The sequence below is a fragment of the Chitinophaga tropicalis genome, from assembly GCF_009758205.1.
GTDB lineage: Bacteria > Bacteroidota > Bacteroidia > Chitinophagales > Chitinophagaceae > Chitinophaga > Chitinophaga tropicalis.
Genome location: NZ_WRXN01000017.1, coordinates 124,736 through 144,873, shown reverse-complemented (window position 1 = coordinate 144,873; position 20,138 = coordinate 124,736). Strand labels below are relative to the sequence as shown.

The 20,138-nt window shown below is 43.7% G+C and carries 13 protein-coding genes; 7 read left to right on the top strand and 6 right to left on the bottom strand.

Annotated elements, in window-relative coordinates; translation table 11 throughout:
- Positions 1 to 122: 122 nt before the first annotated feature.
- A complete protein-coding gene (cas9, locus tag GO493_RS27260) occupies positions 123 to 3,665 on the bottom strand; it encodes a type II CRISPR RNA-guided endonuclease Cas9 (protein WP_157309401.1) in 3,543 nt (1,180 codons plus the stop codon).
- 335 nt (positions 3,666 to 4,000) lie between these two features.
- Here cas9 and GO493_RS27255 point away from each other — a divergent pair, with 335 nt between their 5' ends.
- Entirely contained in the window at positions 4,001 to 4,864 is an 864-nt protein-coding gene (locus GO493_RS27255) for a pirin family protein (RefSeq protein ID WP_157309400.1), read from the top strand.
- A gap of 30 nt (positions 4,865 to 4,894) precedes the next feature.
- On the opposite strand, the gene GO493_RS27250 is transcribed toward GO493_RS27255, so the two are convergent.
- Both GO493_RS27250 and GO493_RS27245 read right to left on the bottom strand, forming a co-directional pair.
- Positions 4,895 to 6,850, bottom strand: a complete 1,956-nt coding sequence (locus GO493_RS27250) for a KUP/HAK/KT family potassium transporter (protein ID WP_317165472.1) — start codon at positions 6,848 to 6,850, stop codon at positions 4,895 to 4,897.
- Between the two features lie 158 nt (positions 6,851 to 7,008).
- The gene (locus GO493_RS27245) at positions 7,009 to 8,556 is read right to left on the bottom strand and encodes an OmpA family protein (protein ID WP_157309399.1); all 1,548 of its coding nucleotides are present in this window, start codon (positions 8,554 to 8,556) and stop codon (positions 7,009 to 7,011) included.
- Between the two features lie 312 nt (positions 8,557 to 8,868).
- On the opposite strand from GO493_RS27245, the gene GO493_RS27240 reads away from it, so the two are divergent.
- Positions 8,869 to 9,834: a polyprenyl synthetase family protein gene (locus tag GO493_RS27240; RefSeq protein WP_157309398.1), complete on the top strand. Its 966-nt coding sequence runs from the start codon at positions 8,869 to 8,871 to the stop codon at positions 9,832 to 9,834.
- 116 nt (positions 9,835 to 9,950) lie between these two features.
- A complete protein-coding gene (gene recJ / locus GO493_RS27235) occupies positions 9,951 to 11,657 on the top strand; it encodes a single-stranded-DNA-specific exonuclease RecJ (RefSeq protein WP_157309397.1) in 1,707 nt (568 codons plus the stop codon).
- Here the strand turns inward: recJ and GO493_RS27230 are convergent, their stop codons facing one another.
- Positions 11,658 to 12,437, bottom strand: a complete 780-nt coding sequence (locus GO493_RS27230; protein ID WP_157309396.1) for a carboxylesterase family protein — start codon at positions 12,435 to 12,437, stop codon at positions 11,658 to 11,660.
- Positions 12,438 to 12,516: 79 nt separating this feature from the next.
- Positions 12,517 to 14,349 (bottom strand): molecular chaperone HtpG, encoded by a 1,833-nt coding sequence (gene htpG, locus GO493_RS27225; RefSeq protein ID WP_157309395.1) that lies wholly within the window; start codon positions 14,347 to 14,349, stop codon positions 12,517 to 12,519.
- A gap of 193 nt (positions 14,350 to 14,542) precedes the next feature.
- Here htpG and GO493_RS27220 point away from each other — a divergent pair, with 193 nt between their 5' ends.
- The 4 genes from GO493_RS27220 to rplI all read left to right on the top strand — a co-directional run bounded on the left by GO493_RS27220 (position 14,543) and on the right by rplI (position 19,049).
- The gene (locus GO493_RS27220) at positions 14,543 to 17,803 is read left to right on the top strand and encodes an Ig-like domain-containing protein (protein WP_157309394.1); all 3,261 of its coding nucleotides are present in this window, start codon (positions 14,543 to 14,545) and stop codon (positions 17,801 to 17,803) included.
- Between the two features lie 132 nt (positions 17,804 to 17,935).
- Positions 17,936 to 18,286, top strand: coding sequence for a 30S ribosomal protein S6 (gene rpsF, locus GO493_RS27215; RefSeq protein WP_157309393.1), 351 nt, complete (start codon positions 17,936 to 17,938; stop codon positions 18,284 to 18,286).
- 4 nt (positions 18,287 to 18,290) lie between these two features.
- Positions 18,291 to 18,557: a 30S ribosomal protein S18 gene (rpsR, locus tag GO493_RS27210; protein WP_083725677.1), complete on the top strand. Its 267-nt coding sequence runs from the start codon at positions 18,291 to 18,293 to the stop codon at positions 18,555 to 18,557.
- A 45-nt stretch (positions 18,558 to 18,602) separates the two neighbouring features.
- Positions 18,603 to 19,049 carry a 50S ribosomal protein L9 gene (rplI, locus tag GO493_RS27205; RefSeq protein WP_157309392.1) on the top strand — a complete coding sequence of 149 codons (447 nt, stop codon included), beginning with the start codon at positions 18,603 to 18,605 and terminating at the stop codon, positions 19,047 to 19,049.
- 79 nt (positions 19,050 to 19,128) lie between these two features.
- On the opposite strand, the gene GO493_RS27200 is transcribed toward rplI, so the two are convergent.
- A complete protein-coding gene (locus GO493_RS27200) occupies positions 19,129 to 20,070 on the bottom strand; it encodes an alpha/beta hydrolase (RefSeq protein WP_157309391.1) in 942 nt (313 codons plus the stop codon).
- Between the last annotated feature and the right edge of the window lie 68 nt (positions 20,071 to 20,138).

Genomic DNA, 20,138 nt, shown 5'->3' with positions numbered 1-20,138 from the left:
TGCCGGATTGTGTAGCAATTGTTACCGATTTTGCTGTACCATTGTTGCCGTTTTTGCTGCAGTATTGTTACCGAATTTGTTGCATTCATTCTTACTGAAATCGCTGCATTATTATTTACCATTTACACAGTATCTTGATGTAATGACCTTCTAATAGCCAAGTTCTCTCCTTTCAATTGTAGAACGATCTTTTTTTCCATCTTGCCATTCCCATTACTTCTCCACGCCTGATGATAGTTCTTGGTTTTATTTAATACCCGCAAATTCTGTTTAAAGCTAATAACCGTATTCAGCAATACATCCCTTACTTCCTGCGTAAAAGAATCCCAGGGTTTATTGAACACCCATTTATAATTGCTCTCTGACCCATTGTTAAACTTTTTAGAGCAAAGGATATTCTTCAGATCATATCTACGCCTATCCTTTTCATCTTTCGTTCTTCCCTTTCCAAGTGCACTTTCATTATTAAGGTAGTTAATGTGATTACGCGAACAACAAGCAATCACTATAGCATCAAGTGCATGATGTCGATGATCAATCCTTTTCTTACTAAATCCCTTGGATAATTCTATAGGGACCGAAGTCTGAAAAACACGCTTCCCATCCTTATTAGTCCATTCTCCAAAGTTCTGTGAGTTGGTAAGCTCATTCATCCTCTCAAACCTTGGAGTTATTATTTCATTCCATATATCGTTCAATCCCCAGTCATTTCTTAAGGTAGAAGTAATAGAACCATTGCTTACTATTACTTTTTTAGAAATGGCTTCCTGCTCCCCCTCCTCTCTCACAATGCGTGACATTAAAGACTTCACCACTTTACTGATGTACCGGCTATCATTCAACTGTCTTTGGATGAAAGATTCAGGGATATCTTCCATCAACAACCTGTTCATTTTACCCCTGTTCCTGGAAAAACTATCTTTTACTAATGCCTCGTAATCCTGAAGCGATAACAAAGAAACTTCTCTACCAAAGCTCAGTTGTACTTTTTTACCCCCATCTGCTTTTATATATTCATAAGCAGTTCTGTTATCTTTATCTTTATTAACTTCAGATTCACAAATTACTTTGTTACTAAACGAGTCATCAAAATACCTTGACTGAGGAATGATATGCTCTATTTCATAGGCACTGGTGAATAACTTATTCAATGGTATGATCATGCCGGTATAAGGCGATCTGTATTTCTGTTGCAGCCATAATTTATATCGTACCAGTTCAGCTTTACCCGGCTGAGCTTGTTTTGATATTTTCACAATATCATCCGGAATATTGGCTTCTCCATTTAATACACCCTCCTCATATATCTTTAGTATCTCTTGTTGCATTGGAGAATAAGGACGAACATTCTCAATTCCCCCATCATTCATGAATTCCATCAACAGGGCTTTAATCCTCAGATTCGTATTCTCATTCTCATTGATCTTATCCGTCATTCTCTTTCGCTTATCTGCCGGATTCTTCATCTCTCTACCTAATTCAATATGTATTTCATCAAAGAATCCTTCCTCTCCCCCACCATGCTCATTCCAGATATCACGAACCACCAACAGAGATTCATTAATAACCTGTTCTACAATAGGGTTTCTTAAACTGTACTGTGGCAACAAAGTAATATCGGCCGCAGTTTGCCATTTTATTATTTCACCGTCTTCAGAATGCCGGTCATATACGATATATGAAACCAACCAATGGGGCAATCCTCTGAAATGAGTAATATCAGATAACTGAATAGCTTTATCCCGTACCCTATCTCTTATTTTCTCGTCATACTCACCTGTAATTATTTTTTCAATCCGGCCTTTAGTATTTACATCAATTTCTTCCTGGTTCCAATATTTCCCCCTTCTCATCAAAGGCAATAATTTCTTGATGGCCTTTGCGGAGTAAGATCCATACTCTTTTTCATAGGCTGGAAACTTCTGAAATATCTCAACAAAATCATCTCCCAACCCTTTCTTAGATGCGAATCTCTTCAATGCTTTCTGAATCTCATTTTTCTCAATTACAGAGTAAAGGATATGCCAAAGTGCTTCTTCATTCTCCTTATTTAGAAATCCGTTGGGAATATTTGCTACTTTACTGAGCTTAAAAAGAAGCAGAGACCTGGTTTCATTACAAGGATATGGTTTGTCAACCACATAATTCCATCTGTAATTATCTAACTTCCTGATCTTTAAATATTGCTTGAGTAATGCTTTCTGGTCTACATCCTTTCTCTCATTTAGCCATTCAAATAAACGAACCCAATCATCTTCTGACTTGAAAAACTCATCCGTAACATTAACATCCATTGCAAGCCTGCCATCCACATCTTTCTCATTCTGATATATCCGAAGGTTCTGTATAAATTCCCACAGCCTGAATTCCTGGAATAAGGGATGGGATTTCGCAATACACTTCAACGGAGCAAATTCCGTTTTCCCATCCTTTATAAATCTCTTATGTTCAAATTTACAGTTACTGATAAGAGACTTCTTACTCTTCAAAGGACGTTGATAAAAAATGATATCATTTATGAAAAGATGATTAAATCCCTTCTGCGCTATATTCTTTTTATGAGCATCATTATGCTGATATAATTCTTCTAAACAGTCCCTATACAACTTGCCATCTCTCAATTCGGGATAAAATTCCTCCTGTTTCTTCAATATACTTTCCAATTCAGTCTTATAGAACCTCCTCTCTACAACACTTACAAGCTTACCTCTGATCTTTTGAACCGGATTATCCAACAGATTATCATAAATATAAGCTCCAATAGTCTTCTTGCTTTTATCAATATTATATTCTGTTTTCTTCTTTACAAGTGTCCAATCCTTATCTTCAGGGGCTCTCAAAGAACGCTTCTCCTTACCTTCTTTATCCAACTTTATAGTTCCATCTTCATTCAGCTCTGTTGTAACAATAAACTCTTTAACTTTTCCTATCCAATCCAATTGCGTCCTGCTTGTACGGCGATATATCCATCCATTTTCCAGCACCACATTATAACACATCTCATCATTTCCTTTTCGCTCTCCTGTAGCAACAACGTCAACCACCCTGAGCGAATAAAACTCCTCTTTCTTACTCTGCGTCTCTTCTGCTTCTTCCCCCCTTAACTGGTTATATCCTCTCTTCTGATTAAAATTTAATAACAGCCATGCTATTTCTTCCTTCTCTATTCGCTGTGTAAGCGCTTTCTTCCTCAGGTAGTAAATTGTCCAGTCGTAAGGAATCTTTTTACCGTCACTTACCAACTCAGGTTTGCATGCTGCAAAATCCTGCAGCATTTCTTTAAACGATTCTTTAAATATGAAATTACCTTTATCATAAGCCAGCTTAGGTTCTTTACCTGGAAGGAATTGCCCTAGTCGCCTGTCAAAATCAATTTCAGTTTTATAATGTGATGGTAAGAAGCCTAGTATATTTAAAACTCTATGTAGTCGTTCTCTTCTCAATAAAAACCGCTCTATTAGTCGCCTAGCACTACGAAACTTCGTTCTTTCTGCTGTTGGGGAAGTAGATTGCCCTTTACCAAAATCGCTCAGCACATCCTGGCTCATTGGGATAATACGGCTGCCAGCACCAAGAATACGTCCATCGCTCTTATCTTCTTCCAGTTCTATAAGGGCCCATCCGATAGAATTAGTGCCCAAGTCTAATCCGAGTATTCTTTTCATATTGTGGTAATTATAATGGGTTGATAATTAATTTGACTTTTGTTTTTTGTATTGTGATTTTCTTTATCTTAGTAATCTAATTGAAAGCAAATCACAATAAGGATTATTCCGTTGTGTCAACATTTACGCTGCCCTCGTCGTTTAACGGGGGCTTTTTTATTTTGAGTAAGCAGAGAACGTTTCATATGAGGTATGGTTTCAGGGTATAAAAACTTACTTAAAGATAACCAACCATCCAAGTCATACAGTTAACCTTTTGTTAAACCGGAAAAATCCTCCACCTCTTTCTTACTTTAATCCATTCCCCTCCCTCCCTATTCTCCGTAAATTTGCCTATGCAAAAGACAATCAACAAAATCATCAGCAACCACCCTATCAGTGGTTCTTTAGACGACTACTACTTCTACAGTCCTTTGCCTTTACAGAACGGCGGGACTATAGATCCATTCCTGCTGTTGCATCACCACGGACCAATGAACCTGCCGCCATATAATAGTGGTATGCCATTCGGACCGCATCCACACAGGGGATTTGAGACAGTGACCTGGATCATTAAAGGACATGTGGTGCATAAAGACTCTCATGGCTATCATAGCAGGATCGATGAAGGCGGTGTACAATGGATGTCTGCAGCAAGAGGATTAATACATAATGAGTATGTGGAGAAGTCTTTCAAAGAAGAAGGCGGAGAACTGGAATTACTGCAGCTATGGATCAATCTTCCTGCGAAACTGAAGATGAATACGGCGAAATATACCGGCTTGCAGAAGAATGATATCCCTGTTATAAATGCGGATAATGACAAGGTGCAGGTAGCTATTGCTGGGGGTAACTGGAACGGTAATAAGGGCGCTGTACAATCACTTACAGGTATTAATGCTTTTCTTATCAATATGAAAACTGATGGTAAAGCTGATATCACAGTGAATGAGAACAGACATGTGTTGTTCTATGTGCTGAGAGGTAATGTAACTATCAACGGTAAAGAAGCGACCGACAGATCCCTGGTGTTATTTGACGAAGGAGGCGATACAATCAATATAACAGCCAGCAGTGATGCAATTATCCTCTATTGTGACGGAGAACCGTTAAATGAACCTATAGCATGGCACGGACCTTATGTGATGAATACACAGACAGAAATTATGGAGGCGATGAGAGATGAACGAATGGGAAAATTCGGGTTCTATATAGACTAAAACAGGCGGGCTTAAAGCCCGCCTGTTTCTTTATGAATGTATAATTCTTCGAAGCTGCAGATTAGTAACCGGCGCTACCACCAGTGGATATTTCTCTATCGTCACATAACTTGAATCAAGCCCAAAACCACGTTCCTCTGACAAACTGATCTTCTTCAGGAAGAAGTACATCCTCATCACCAAACGTTCATAGAGCGGCAGGTCATTATCATGAGAAAGGAATTTCTCCATAACGATAAACTGGAAGTCACCCACTACGTTATTCTTGCTGAGTGATTCATAGCGGCTGGTAATATTTACCTCTTTGTTACGCACCATATCTTCCACTACCATGCGGAACATCAGGTTAATACGCTGTTCCACTTTAAATCCAAGCCTGAATTCCACTCTTATCACTTCATTAGGGATAATTGTCTGTACAGAATATTCGCTGAGATAAGGCTCATCTACAACATCCACGTGCACAAACCAGTAGATATCTGCACGCTTGGGTTTCTTATTTAAAATGGAGTAGATGATCTTATGCTCTATTTCCTTCGGATTATCTGCACTACTCATATACACCAGGTGGGTAGCATATTTGGGGATAGTGGTATCGTTGCTCAGCTCCTGTATAACCGGCAGATGATCTTCCAATCGTACAAACTCAACGTAGCGATTCTTGATCTTACGTGATTTAAACCAGACGATCATAACCAGGAAGAGGATACCTGCTACTATCACAGTTACATAACCACCGTGCATGAATTTTACAAGGTTGGCGAAGAGGAAAGAAAATTCTATTGTAAAATAAATGATGAGGTAAATGAGGATGAGGCTTAACCGTACTCTTCGCGTATAAAGGTAAAAGGCAAAGAGACACGACGTCATCAGCATACAGATGGTGATAGACAGGCCGTATGCCGCCTCCATAGCGCTTGATTCTTTAAAGATCAGTACTATGGCAACACAACCTACAAACAGCATGGTGTTGATACCTGGAATGTATAACTGTCCGCGCATTTCTGTAGGATAGTTGATCTTCAGTTTAGGCCAGAGGTTCAGTCGCATAGCTTCTGAAATGAGGGTAAAAGACCCTGAGATCAGTGCCTGGCTGGCAATGATAGAGGCCAGGGTGGCTATCAGTACGCCGAAGATCACGAACCATTCCGGCATGATGGTAAAGAAAGGGTTCTGATCTTTAGGGATGATCTGTCCGCGTTGGGTGAGCAGCCATGCACCCTGTCCGAGGTAGTTAAGGATCAGGCAGCATTTCACAAATATCCAGGACAGGCGGATATTTCCTTTGCCACAGTGGCCCAGGTCAGAATAAAGAGCTTCTGCTCCTGTAGTACAGAGGAATACGGCGCCGAGGATCATAAATCCGTGGGGATATGTGATCAGCAGTTGTATAGCGTAGTGAGGACTGAAGGCTTTGAATACGGAGAGGTCGTCTGCGATGTGGGACATACCTAATATGCCCAGCATAGAGAACCAGATCAGCATGATAGGTCCGAACAGCTTGCCAATGGATACTGTTCCGAACTGTTGCACTATAAAGAGACCGGAGATAATGGTGAGTACGATCTTGACGATTGTCCACTGACTCAGGTCTTTAAATACTTCCAGGGTACGTAAACCTTCGATGGCGGAGGTAACGGTGATGGGTGGAGTGATGATACCGTCTGCCAGCAGGGCAGCGCCGCCTATCATCCCAAATATAACGGCCCATTTGGCGTGCCGTCTTACAAGGGCGTATAAAGAAAAAATCCCGCCTTCTCCTTTGTTGTCAGCCCGGAGAGTCAGGATTACATATTTAATTGTTGTTTGGAGCGTCAGGGTCCAGATAATACAGGAGATACCTCCGATAACCAGTAGGTCGCTTACAGGTTTGTCACCAACAATTGCCTTGAATACGTATAATGGTGAGGTCCCGATGTCACCATATATAATACCTAATGCTACTAATAAACCGGCCAGGCTGATCCTGTTAATGTCTATTCTCACGAAGTATGTTGTTAATTGAAAAAGCCATCAAAGTTAGCAGGAAATGTGGAGATGTGCAAATTATCGATTCCAGGGTTAAAATTAGTTCATGCCTACATAGAAAAACCCCGTCTGGCCAGAGGCGAGACGGGGCTTTATATCTTCTCAGTGAGAGACTATTAGTTAGCAGGAGCTAAGTCAACAGTGCTAGACTCACCAGGAGTGTTTTGTTTGATGAAGCGACCGCGGTCGATACCTTGCTTGTCAGCCAGGTAGTCGATAACTGCGTCAACTCTTCTGCTGCTCAGGTCAACACCACCTTTTTTACCTTTAGCACCAGCGTGGCCGGTAACCAGAACGTTACATTCAGGAGCGCTCTTCAGGGTGTTAGCTACGCTAGCCAGGATTGCTTCATTTTCAGAAGAAACTTTGGTAGAGCTACCTTTGAAAGATACGCTAGGCAGGATCAGGCTGTTACAAGCTGGTTTAGCAGCCATGTTTTTGCAGCACTCAGGATCCGGGCATTTACCAACACCATCAGCGTCAACTGGCTGGCAGTAAGTTGGAGTAACCAGTTGTTTATCTTTGTAGTCAGGAACACCGTCACCGTCAGTATCTTTAGCTACACCGTGAACATCAACAGGAGCACCTGCTGGTGTGTTAGGCTCGCGATCGAACTGGTCAGTTACGCCATCACCGTCAGCATCAGGCAGAACCGGAGTAGGCAGTTTCATGTGACGAGGAGCGCTCAGTTCGTTGTAAGCGTAGTTCAGCGGATTTACCCACCATAATGGCTCAACGCGTTTAGAGCTGTTACCCAGGTTGAAGTTCAGACGTACGCTGGTGTAGCTGAAAGCGTCTTTGTGGCTGCTATATGGAGAGGAATAACCGTCCAGATAGTCGTCAAAGTACAGAGTATATTTCTCTTCGATACCGATGTTGAAACGTTTAGAGATTCTGAAAGCAACGCCAGTACCAAAGTCTGCACCGTGACGCAGCAGCTGGTTGTCGTCTTTACGGCCAATGTTGCCTCTGTTACCCTGAGAAGGTGCGTTAGATTCATAATCACCGTCCTGGATGTTTTTCAGCTGATCTTTGATGTCTTTGCGGCTAGCGCTGAAGTTAACACCAGAGTAGTTGTAACCAGCACCGTTAGCGCCTTTAGCGTCAACATCAACGTCGATCAGACCCAGGCTGTAACCACCAAATACATACCAGTTCACTTTAGGCTGAGCCTTGTAGAACAGGATGTTGCTCAGGGAAGCCATCAGGTCTAAAGACAGCTGGTGAGTAGCTGTTTTATAGTTAGCAACGATGTTACCGTTGTTCAGCGCTGCGGTAGGAGCCCAAGCAGAGCTATTATTGAGACTTACCGGACGGAGTCTGTAATCCTGGCCTTTATCAAAAGAACCAGTATACTCAGCTCTTACAGAGAAAGTATGACCCAGGGATTTTCTCAGAGAGATACCACCACCGAAGCCTGGTTTAGCAGGAATGGTACCATTGATCAGGTGCAGACCACCATGGAAACCCAGTTCCCACATATCACGTGGTTTTGCAGGGAAATCATACTGATGGTTTGAAAAATTCTGCTGTTGGGCCTGTCTTGACGCTGGTACTTTAGAGGAATCCAGGGCATCATAAACAGGGGTAACTTGTGCAAAACCGGAGGACGCCGCTAGGAGACTCATAGCGCCTGCCAGTAATAAGTACTTTTTGCTTGCCATAATTGTTTTCTATTTAAAAACTGTTAAAAATTTACTAATAACCCGTTTTTTACCCAGCAAAGGTAAAATTCTCAGATGAATATTCAAATTTTTGTTACAATATTATTTTCATTGATAACTAGTTAACTACTAGTGCTTAGGCAAAACAATCATTATACCTTAATTTGCTTCGGTATATAACTAATAAGCATATTTGTTATAACTAAAACAAAGTAATGTTAAAGTTATGTTACACCCATATATACAAATTAGGGGCCAATTTGTTAAAATTTGATATTTTAAGCCTAGCTTAGCAATCTTTTTATAGCACCTATGGACGAAATTAAACACCTGATCAGTAAGGAATTACAGGATTTTGAAAGCAAATTTGCGGACTCAGTAAAAAGTCATGTTCCTTTGCTGGACAGGATCATGCATTATATTGTCAAACGCAAGGGGAAGCAGATCAGGCCCATGTTCGTGCTTTTATCAGCCAAACTCTTCACAGACAATATACAGGAAAGTACATACAGGGCTGCAGCCCTGGTGGAACTTCTCCATACTGCCACCCTTGTACATGATGACGTAGTGGACGATGCCAACGAACGACGTGGGTTCTTCTCCATTAATGCCCTCTGGAAAAATAAGATAGCCGTTCTGGTAGGTGACTACCTCCTGTCAAAAGGTCTGCTCCTTTCTCTTAATAATAATGACTTCAGATCTTTACAGATACTTTCCGAAGCTGTCAGGGAAATGAGTGAAGGAGAACTGCTCCAGATAGAAAAAACACGTAAACTCAATATTAAAGAAGATATCTACTTCGAGATCATCCGCCGCAAAACAGCCTCCCTTCTGGCTTCAGCCTGCGCTGCAGGCGCCTGGAGCGCTACCGGCAACGACGAAGTGACAGAAAAAATGCGGCTCTTCGGAGAGAAAGTTGGCGTAGCCTTCCAGATCAAAGACGACCTGTTTGACTATGGCACCGAAAAAATAGGTAAACCCACCGGGATCGATATACGTGAAAAGAAAATGACCCTCCCGCTTATCTATACACTCGAACATGCCACTCCTGACATCCGCAGACGTATTATTAATATAGTAAAGAACCATAACACTGACAAAGACCGTGTGTCAGAGGTCATTGACCTGGTCAAAAAGTCCGGTGGCATCGAATATACACAACAGAAAATGTTCGAATACCGGGATGAAGCCCTTGCCATACTTCACAGCCTACCTGGAAACCAGGTACGGGATGGCCTGGAAACACTGGTCCGCTATACCACAGACCGTACTTTTTAAAATATACTTCCCGGCACACGGTATAGCCAAGGTTTACTCCTGATTTTTCTGTAGATTAGGTGTTTCACTATAATGATTATTTGCTCAACCATCTTTAGATATAACATCAGGCATTAATGCAAAAACGCTGGACAGTCAGATCTTATCAACCAAAACAGGAAGCATTGCTCCAGTCCTCCCTGCGCATTCACCCTCTGCTCTGCAGACTGCTTGTGCAAAGAGGTATGCATACCTATGATGAATCACGCCTCTTTTTCCGCCCTACCCTGGCAGATCTTCATGATCCGTGGCTCATGAAAGACATGGACAAAGCGGTGTCCCGTATTGAACAGGCCTTCTTCATGAGAGAAAAGATCCTGGTATTTGGCGACTATGACGTAGATGGCACTACTGCCGTTGCCACCGTGTACGACTTTCTTCACTCCTTATATGATAATATAGAGTTTTACATCCCGCATCGCTACCGGGAGGGATACGGGATCTCACCGCAGGGGATAGAATATGCAAAAGAGAACGACTTCACCCTGGTCATAGCGCTGGACTGCGGCATCAAGGCCGTAGAACAGATCACATGGGCGGCAGATAATGGTATAGACTTCATCATCTGTGACCATCACCTGCCGGATGCCATACTACCACCGGCAGTGGCTATCCTCAATCCTAAACAATACGACTGTCCGTACCCATATAAAGATCTGAGTGGATGCGGGATTGGTTATAAACTCATCTCCGCCTTTGCACAGAAAAAAGGAGTATCCGAAGAAAAAGTACACCGCTACCTTGACCTGGTAGCTACCAGCATTGCGGCAGATATTGTTCCCATGACCGGCGAAAACCGTGTACTGGCCTTCCATGGGCTGAAAAAAGTGAACGAATCACCTCTTCCGGGTATCAAAGCGCTTATTCAGCTCAGCGGACTAAAAGAGCAGCTTACCATCTCCAATCTTGTATTTGTAATAGCTCCACGCGTAAACGCAGCCGGCAGAATGGATGACGCCCGCAAAGCTGTCAACCTGTTCGTGGAAACAGATATGGAAAAAGCAATGGCCATTGCAGAAGTGCTCCATGCAGATAACTTTGACCGTAAGGAAATTGATGGCAACATTACCAAAGAAGCGGTAGAACTGCTGCAAAACGATCTCTCGCTAAAAGATAAAAAATCAACAGTATTATATAAACCGGACTGGCATAAAGGAGTAGTAGGTATAGTTGCCTCACGCCTTATTGATAAATATTATTACCGTCCCACTATCATCCTTACACTGAGCAACGATAAAGTGGCAGGATCTGCAAGGTCAGTGACAGGCTTTAATGTATATGAGGCCATCCACCAATGTAAAGATCTTCTGGAAAATTATGGCGGGCATTTTTATGCTGCCGGCATGACGCTGAAACCTGAAAATGTGGAAGCCTTCCAGCAGAAATTTGAAGAAGTGGTAGCTACTACAATAGATCCTGATCTGCTGGTACCGGAAATAGTGATAGATACGGAAATAACACTGAAAGATATTACACCGGCATTCTTTAATATACTGCGCCAGTTCGAACCCTTCGGACCGGAAAACCTGCGACCTGTTTTCCTTGTAAGAAATGTAACAGATAGCGGATATTCACGCCTTGTGAAAGATGAGCATATTAAATTCTCCGTCAAACAAGGTAAATCGCCCAACGCATTAACGGGTATAGGGTTCTACATGTCTGAAAAATTCCCCATTGTCAACAGTAAAAGACCTTTTGATATGGTATTTACTATCGATGAAAATGAGTGGAATGGAAAAATGAACCTTCAACTGAAAGTGATTGATATCAGGACTACTCACTGATCACTTCTTTTGCTTTAACAGCCAGGTATATAATGTGGAATCTGCATAGGCTTTTGTCCATGCGTCATGCCCGCCTGTTGCATTCTCTGTATATTTCACCAGGCTGCTGCCACAGGCTTTCAATGCGTTCACCATATCACGGGAACCGGCAACATTGACCGTAGGATCGTTAGCATTATGAAAAGCCCATATGGGCATATTCTTCAATACACATGCCTGTGAGGGCGTACCCGCGCCACAGATGGGTACAATGGCAGCAAACTTCTGCGGATTTGCCTGCGCCCAGTTCCAGGTGCCATATCCTCCCATACTCAGACCGGTGAGATAAATACGTGTGGTATCTACATGGTATTTTTCCAACACTTCCTTGTATAATTTCTGTAAAACATCTGTATTCCACCAGGTAGCTGTACACTGCGGCGCTATCATTACAAACTGCTTACCGGCCACCACCTTGGGTAGTCCTACTTTTTTCAGGATACTGACGTCCGTTCCTATCTCTCCCACCCCATGCAGGAAGATCACCAACGGCCATTTATACCGCTTCTGTTCATTATATGTTTCAGGAATATATAAAAGGTACTCTTCAATATTACCTATCGCTGTACTTACCTTTTGTTCCGTAATACCGGGTGTCCGGGGTGTGAAAACATCTTCAGGTATAGTATCTGTCCCGTTATCCGGCGCCTGTGCATCACCATTCTTTGAACAGGCGAAGACACTCAGCAATGTCCCAGCAACTAACACATATAAGCAATTCTTAAATGTTATCATTTTCATATATCTGTCTTAAATAGAAAAACCCGTCTGGCCAAAGGCCAGACGGGTTTCGTTGCGAATTATTTGCTATACAATACTACTAATTCCTTTTCTCTCCTCCCATTAATTCTACACTTCTGTTTACAAAGGCAGTAAGATCAGCGCCAGTCAGCAGGTTTTGTGATAACAGCGCCAGGTCTGCCAGGTTGCGTACCTGTTTCTGCCTTCTGTCATCATCGCTTTCATTTAATATCTGCTGATAGATGGGGTGATTGGCATTTACTGTCATATTGATCTCATCAGGCATATTAGCATACCAGCTCATGCCACTGCCGCCTACTGCGGCCATATCTTTCATACGGCGCATAAACTCAGGACGGGTTACTATTACTGGCTGGCTATCTGCGCTCAGACCCTTCAGTTCCACTTTTACGTGCTCTTGTGGTATCTGGCCAAACAGCTCTTTCAGTTTTGCTTCCTGGTCCTGTGTCAGCACGCTTTCAGTCTTTTCCTCCTTATCTATCAGGTTGTCTGCAATATCAGCATCAACACGGATAAACTGGATACTATCCCACAGCGGCTCCATATTATTAATAAATGCAGCATCTACCAGGGTATCCATCTTCACGATCTTATACCCTTTGCCTTTGGCAGCCTGTATATAGCTGTCCTGTTGTACAGCATTGGTTGCGTACAGTACCACCAGCTTATTGTCTTTATTTGTCTGCAGTGCAGTAGCTTCCTGTTTGTACTCTTCCAGGGTGAAGAACTTACCTGGTTCAGTGATATCTTCCATGATCAGGAACTTATTCCCTTTTTCACGGAATTTATCGTCCGTCATCATGCCATACTTCGCAAACAGGCCGATGGATTCCCATTTCTCTTCAAAACCTTTACGGTCATTACGGAAGATCTCATCCAGCTTATCACCAACTTTTTTGGTGATATAAGTGCTGATCTTTTTCACGTTCGGATCTCCCTGCAGGTAGCTGCGGCTTACGTTCAACGGAATGTCCGGGCTATCTATCACACCGTGCAGCAGCATCAGGAACTCAGGTACAATATCCTTCACTTCATCAGTCACAAACACCTGGTTTGAATACAGGCTTATCTTGTCTTTCTGGATCTCAAAGCTCTTGTTGATCTTAGGGAAATACAGGATACCTGTCAGGTTGAACGGATAGTCAACGTTCAGATGTATCCAGAACAGCGGTGGTTCTGAGAACGGGTATAATTCTTTATAGAAATTCTGATAGTCTTCAGTAGTAAGATCGGCAGGTTTCTTTGTCCATGCCGGATTAGTGTTGTTCAGCTGCTTATCTCCGAATTTAACCGGTACCGGCAGGAACTTACAGAATTTTTCCAGGATAGACTGGATGCGGTGTTCGTCCAGGAATTCTTCGCTTTCTTCATTGATGTGCAGCACAATGTCAGTTCCACGGTCTTCTTTGCTGGTTTCTTCCAGTTGGTATTCGGGGCTGCCATCGCACTCCCAGCGTGCTGCCGGCGCATCTTTATGGGATTTGGTGAAGATCTCCACCTGGTTGCTCACCATAAAGGAGGAATAGAAACCAAGGCCAAAATGTCCGATAATGTTGGCACCGTCAGTCTGTCCTTTATATTTGTTCAGGAACTCTTCCGCGCCGGAAAAGGCTACCTGGTTAATGTATTTATCCACTTCTTCAGCGGTCATACCAATGCCCCTGTCAGAGATAGTAAGTGTTTTATTCTCTTTGTCCAGCTTTACGGTAATTTCCAGGGCGCCCAGCTCACCTTTGAATTCACCAATACTAGCAAGGGTTTTTAGCTTCTGGGAAGCATCTACAGCATTACTTACCAGCTCGCGGATGAAAATTTCATGATCTGAATAGAGGAATTTCTTGATAATGGGGAAAATGTTCTCTGTCTGAACACGTATTGCTCCTTTCTGCATGGGTGTCTGTTTTTTTAAACCATATTTTTTCAAAGGGTGTGCCAGCAGATTCCCTGCCGACAAACTGTCATGTTCCACCTTAACAAATAAATCATATTGATCTACAAACAACTGTACCACAAATATTGTAGATTTATCGATTGTTTTCCTTTTGCATTAGTTTTTTACCCAAACCCCCATAAACCATCTTTACATGAAGAGAACTCTACTCCTGTTTTTTACTGCTGTTTGTATTGCTACTGCACAGGCGCAGACGCAACCTGCTGCACAGGCATTACCTTACCAGCAAAACTTTGACGGTTTGCCGGCCTCTTCCACTACTTATCCGGATGGGTGGCAGGGCTGGTCGCTCAGCGGCGCTCCTTCTTCCTCATTTAATACTGCAGCACCTGCAGGCGATAAGGCCCTGGTAGCCGGGAGTGCTTCCAGTACGGCTAATGGCGCATACAATTACAACGGTAAACTGGGATTCCTCAACAGCGGCAGTGTGGATAACAGCCTGGTGCTGGCGCTGAATACCAGCGGACAAACCAACATTGCCCTGCAATACGATGTAATGACGTTACGCAATCCATATGATGGCACCAGCAATACCCGCATCAATGAAGTGATCCTCCAGTACCGTATTGGCAGTACCGGCAGCTTCACTAACATTACCGGTACTGAATACCAGAACACTACTACCACACAAATCGGTTCAGGCGTGGTCACTCCACTGGATAACGTGGTAAAATCACTGGTATTGCCTTCCGCCTGTGATAACCAGTCCCTGGTACAACTGCGCTGGGTAAACCGGCAGATCAGCGGTGCAGGTTCCCGTCCGTCCTTTGCAGTAGATAACATCACTGCAGGCGGCAGCGGAGCAGATGTTACCCCTCCTGCCATCACTACACTCCTGCCAGCCAATGGCACAATAGACAACTCTCCCACTGTCCAGCCAGTTATTACATTCTCTGAAAATATACAGGCAGGTGCAGGGCAGATAGTTCTTCATAATGCCAATACCGGCACTCAGCAGGTCTTTAACATTAACAGCGCATCTGTTCTTCTAAACAACAGCACCCTGACGCTGGCTACTACTCTCCAGCCTAACAGGACCTACTATATTACACTGGACAGCGGCGCTATCCAGGACCTTAGCGGCAATTCCTTTGCCGGTATACCGGACAGCACTACCTGGCAGTTTGCCACCGGCAACCAGCAGTTGTCATTCGATTTTAATACCTGCTCTTCCGGCAACCTCAGCGGAGGGTTCAAACAATACAGCATTACCGGCGGCCAGTTATGGGCCTGCACCACCTTCGGACAAAACAGCAGCAACGGAGTACAGATCAACGGGTATAGCGGTGGAGCCGTATTAAATGAAGACTGGCTTATTTCTCCGGCTTTCGATCTGTCAGGTTTTGATTTCCCGCTGCTGGACTTTGCCAGCCGTACTACTTTCGCTGGTCCTTCATTACGTTTAGTGGTATCCACCAACTATGACGGCGTCAGTAATCCGAATACAGCTACCTGGACCGAATTGAATGGCAGGTTCCCTGCATTGCTGTCAGACGCCTGGAAAACATCAGACAGTATCAACCTGGCTGCCTTCAGGCAAAGCAGCGTTTACATCGCTTTTGTGTATACTTCCTCTCCTTCACTGGGAGCCGCCCGCTGGACAATTGATGATATCCATATCACCAACAGCCCGGTAGCGCCCCAGCCATCCCTGGATAAAACAACTGCCAGTATAGACTTTGATTATGTACCCTATGGACAGCAATCACAGCCGCATAGCTTTAGCTTCCAGGTGAATGATGCCATTGGCGACCTGACCATCAGTTCAACAGCAGGCTTCCTGGTAGCTGCCGACAGTGCAGGTACATATAGCCAGAGCATCACTTATACACAAGCCAGCCTGGCTACCGGTCCGTTCACTGCCTGGGTGAAATTCGTGCCCTCTGCTGCCGATCAGTCCTTCAGCGGTACATTGACCTTCTCCGCTCCTTCCGGGCAGATTGCGCTTGCAGGCACCTCTCTGCGTTCGCTCAAAGTGGTGAACTGGAATATAGAATGGTTTGGCAGCCCGGTACAGAATCCGGCAAATGACAGCCTGCAGCAGGCAAACGTCACCACCATCCTGAAAAAGCTGGATGCAGATATCTTTGCACTGGCAGAAGTGGTAGATACCGCCCGTTTCAGAGCTGTGGCCAACCAGATGCCGGGATACAGCTATATTATTTCGGACTTCGGTTCTTATGCCGATAGTCTGACAGATGTGGATTACACTTCGGCTCAGAAACTGGCCTTCCTCTATAAAACCTCCGTTATCCGCGGTATACGTTCCTATGGTGTATTACGCAACGGCGGCAGCAGTAATGCTTATTATAACTGGTCGTCCGGCCGTTTCCCCTTCCTGTTTGAAGCACAGGCCAGACTGAACAATGACAGTGCCCGTATCAACTTTGTCCTGCTGCATGCCAAAGCCAATACCGGTACAGCAGCAGAAAAAGTAACCTCATGGCATCGCAGGAAAGATGGTAACCTGGAATTGAAAGATACCCTGGACGCACAATATCCGACAAGTAACCTGGTGATCCTGGGCGACTTTAACGATGCCCTTAACAAGACCATCACCACAGAGCTGGCCCCGGATACTACCACTTCTTATATAGACTTTATCAATGACAGCGCGTTCTACAAACCGCTTACCCTTCCGCTCAGCCTGGCAGGCGAACAGTCTACCGCCTCCTTTAATACGGTGATAGATAATGTCATTGCGTCAGATGAGGTAGCTATTTCTTATTTGCCCGGCTCAGCCAAAGTGCGGAAAGAAGTGGCTCAGCTGGTAAACAGCTACGCTTCCACTACTACAGATCATTACCCGGTACAGACCAGCTATAACCTTCATATACTGGGTCACCCGGCAGATGTGAGCAGCTTCAGCGCTGTAGTAGATAGTGGTAATGTTGAACTGACCTGGAGCACGGATTATGAGATCAATACAGCAAATTATGTGGTACAGCGCTCCCGGAACCAGAATAACTTCTCCCCGGTAGATACTGTAACCGCCCATGGTACCACCGCTACTGTTTCCAGCTATAAGGCGTACGATTACAGTCCCTGGTTTGGAACTTCTTATTATCGTCTGAAGGTGGTAGGAACTGACGGCAACATCACCTATAGTGATGTTAAGCAGGTAAATGTTACTATCAAGGACTTGATCTGCAAACTTTTGTGGTTTATCTTTGGCCATCAGTTACAGATCTGGCTGGATTTCCAGAAAACTGGTCCTGCTGAGCTGCAACTGGTTGATATACAAGGGAGGATCAGGTATCAGACCCAGATGTATGTCTACAAAGGAAGAAATCTTAAAACATTGGATATCAGCAGATTGAGCAACGGTGTTTATTTCCTGAGAGTAAATACCCGGGAAGGCAGCACAGTTACAAAGATTCTTGTTAGCCACTGATCTTTTTTGAAGAAACCATTTAAAACCGGCCGTTTCCTCCTCAGGAGACGGCCTTTTTATTTGTTTGTCTTGTCAATTTCAGTATCTTTGCACTCCAAATTTTTTTTAAACCAAATTAAAAACAGGGAAATTATGAACTACGAATTGATGGTGATCTTTACCCCTGTGCTGTCTGAGGAAGACTACAAAGCTGCTCAGAAAAAATTCGCTGACCTCATTAAAGAGAACGGCGGAGAAGTAACGCACGAAAATCCCTGGGGATTAAGATCACTGGCGTACCCTATCCAGAAAAAGACTACAGGTATGTATCTGGTTCTGGAATACAGTGCGCCATCCGACCTCAATGAGAAGCTGAAAATCCAGCTGAACCGCGACGAAAACGTACTGCGTCACATGATCACAGCATTAGACAAGTATGCTGTACAGTACAACAATCGCAAAAGACATGGCGTAAATGCTGATTCTAAAACCGTAGAAGCTTAAAATTATGGCAGTAAAACAAGAAATTAAGTACTTAACCGCCGTAAAAACCGAGAAACGTCAGAAAAAATACTGCCGTTTCAAGAAGTTAGGCATCCGGTATGTAGATTACAAAGACGCTGAGTTTTTGAAGAAATTCCTGAACGACCAGGGTAAAATGTTACCTCGTCGTATCTCCGGTAACTCTCTGAAATTCCAGCGCAAAGTAGCGCAGGCTATTAAGAAAGCCCGTCAAATGGCTTTGTTACCTTACGTTACTGACCTTTTAAAGTAAACTGACTGTTTACACAATTATTAAAGGTCCTTAAAACTAATAACAATGCAAGTAATCTTAATACAAGACGTAGATAACCTGGGCCAGAAAAATGAGCTGGCTTCCGTGAAAAACGGTTACGCCAGGAACTTTCTGATCCCGCAGAAATTTGCGGTAGAAGCTAGCCCTTCTAACCTGAAGCAACTCCAGGAGCGCCTGAAAGTGCAGAAAGCGAAAGAAGAGAAAATGCTGGCTGAAATTGCCAAGGTAGTGGAAGTGCTGAAGGCAGGTCCAGTTAAAATTGGCGCTAAAACCGGTACATCCGGTAAAATATTCGGTAGCGTAACCGGTGTGCAGATTGCCCGTGCTATTAAAGAGCAGAAAGGTTACGAAATTGACCGCCGCCGCATCCACATCCTGGATGATGTAAAAGAATTAGGCACTTATAAAGCGAAACTGGATTTCGGTAAAGGCAACGAAGCTGAACTGGAATTTGAAGTAGTAGCTGAATAAGACTATAATATTCTGCTGAAAGATCCCGCCCATGCAAATGTGGCGGGATTTTTTTATGCAGTTATTTATCATATAGTGATCACTTTGTATACCTTGCCACAAAAGTGAACATCCTGTCTGCTGCTTCATTAAGAAGCTCTGCAGGAATAGAATGCCCGCCATTATAGCTGTACATTTCATGTACAACCCCCGCTTTCTTTAACAAGCTATCCATAGCCAGCGCCTGGTTATAACGGGCCAGGGTATCTTCCGTACCATGCATCAGTAAAGTAGAAGGCCCTTTCTCCGTCACATAATTTACAGGGCTGGAGGAATAATAAAGCTCCGGCTTTCCTTCAGGCGTACCACCCAGGACCAGCACTGCCAATGGCGCCACTCCGGCGCTGCCCTCGTCATGAAAGCGTTTCATATCATATACCCCTGATATGCAAACAACTGACCGGATATAACCTTTTGTATTGTGCTTAAACGCCTCCAGGGCTGTGAGATGTGCTCCGGCACTCACTCCTATTACCGCTGTAAGCGGTGAGATATGAAAAGAATCTGTAAGTGCCCACACATGCTCCAGCGCAGCTTTAATATCTTCTTCTGCGGCCGGGAACTGGTTCTTCCCGTCTTTTACCAGCCTGTAATTGAGATTTACATAGGCATAGCGGGCATCCCTGTTCTTCATATCATTGATGTTCTCTGTGTAATCACTCTTGTCTGATCCCATCCATCCGCCACCATGAATAAATACCATGATCTGCGTTATCTCTTTGCTTCTGCCGGCAGGCAGGTAAATATCCATCACCTGCTGGGAATCCGTTCCATAATGTTCATTGAGAAATTCAAGTGCCGCAAGAGGTTTGGCCGTGTCATCCGGAATAGTATCTGTGGGGCCGCCCGGAATTGTTGTATCTCCTCCATGCTCTGCTCTTCTGAGTCCATCCTTGGAGCATCCTGTTCCCTGCAAAAAGAACAATAATACCAATAGTAAAAACAAAGGCGTCTGACTGTTCAATGAAGATGGTGTATGCATATAAGGGTAACAGGTATATGCTATAACATACGGAATTAAATAGGATCAGGATGCCATAAAAACATTAA

Bases quoted from the DNA above. Each gene is read 5' to 3' on its own strand.
- GO493_RS27230 (WP_157309396.1), bottom strand. From the start codon at position 12,437: ATGAAAATGATAACATTTAAGAATTGCTTATATGTGTTAGTTGCTGGG.
- rpsR (WP_083725677.1), top strand. From the start codon at position 18,291: ATGGCAGTAAAACAAGAAATTAAGTACTTAACCGCCGTAAAAACCGAG.
- rplI (WP_157309392.1), top strand. From the start codon at position 18,603: ATGCAAGTAATCTTAATACAAGACGTAGATAACCTGGGCCAGAAAAAT.
- cas9 (WP_157309401.1), bottom strand. From the start codon at position 3,665: ATGAAAAGAATACTCGGATTAGACTTGGGCACTAATTCTATCGGATGG.
- recJ (WP_157309397.1), top strand. From the start codon at position 9,951: ATGCAAAAACGCTGGACAGTCAGATCTTATCAACCAAAACAGGAAGCA.
- GO493_RS27255 (WP_157309400.1), top strand. From the start codon at position 4,001: ATGCAAAAGACAATCAACAAAATCATCAGCAACCACCCTATCAGTGGT.
- GO493_RS27245 (WP_157309399.1), bottom strand. From the start codon at position 8,556: ATGGCAAGCAAAAAGTACTTATTACTGGCAGGCGCTATGAGTCTCCTA.
- htpG (WP_157309395.1), bottom strand. From the start codon at position 14,349: ATGCAGAAAGGAGCAATACGTGTTCAGACAGAGAACATTTTCCCCATT.
- GO493_RS27200 (WP_157309391.1), bottom strand. From the start codon at position 20,070: ATGCATACACCATCTTCATTGAACAGTCAGACGCCTTTGTTTTTACTA.
- GO493_RS27240 (WP_157309398.1), top strand. From the start codon at position 8,869: ATGGACGAAATTAAACACCTGATCAGTAAGGAATTACAGGATTTTGAA.
- rpsF (WP_157309393.1), top strand. From the start codon at position 17,936: ATGAACTACGAATTGATGGTGATCTTTACCCCTGTGCTGTCTGAGGAA.
- GO493_RS27220 (WP_157309394.1), top strand. From the start codon at position 14,543: ATGAAGAGAACTCTACTCCTGTTTTTTACTGCTGTTTGTATTGCTACT.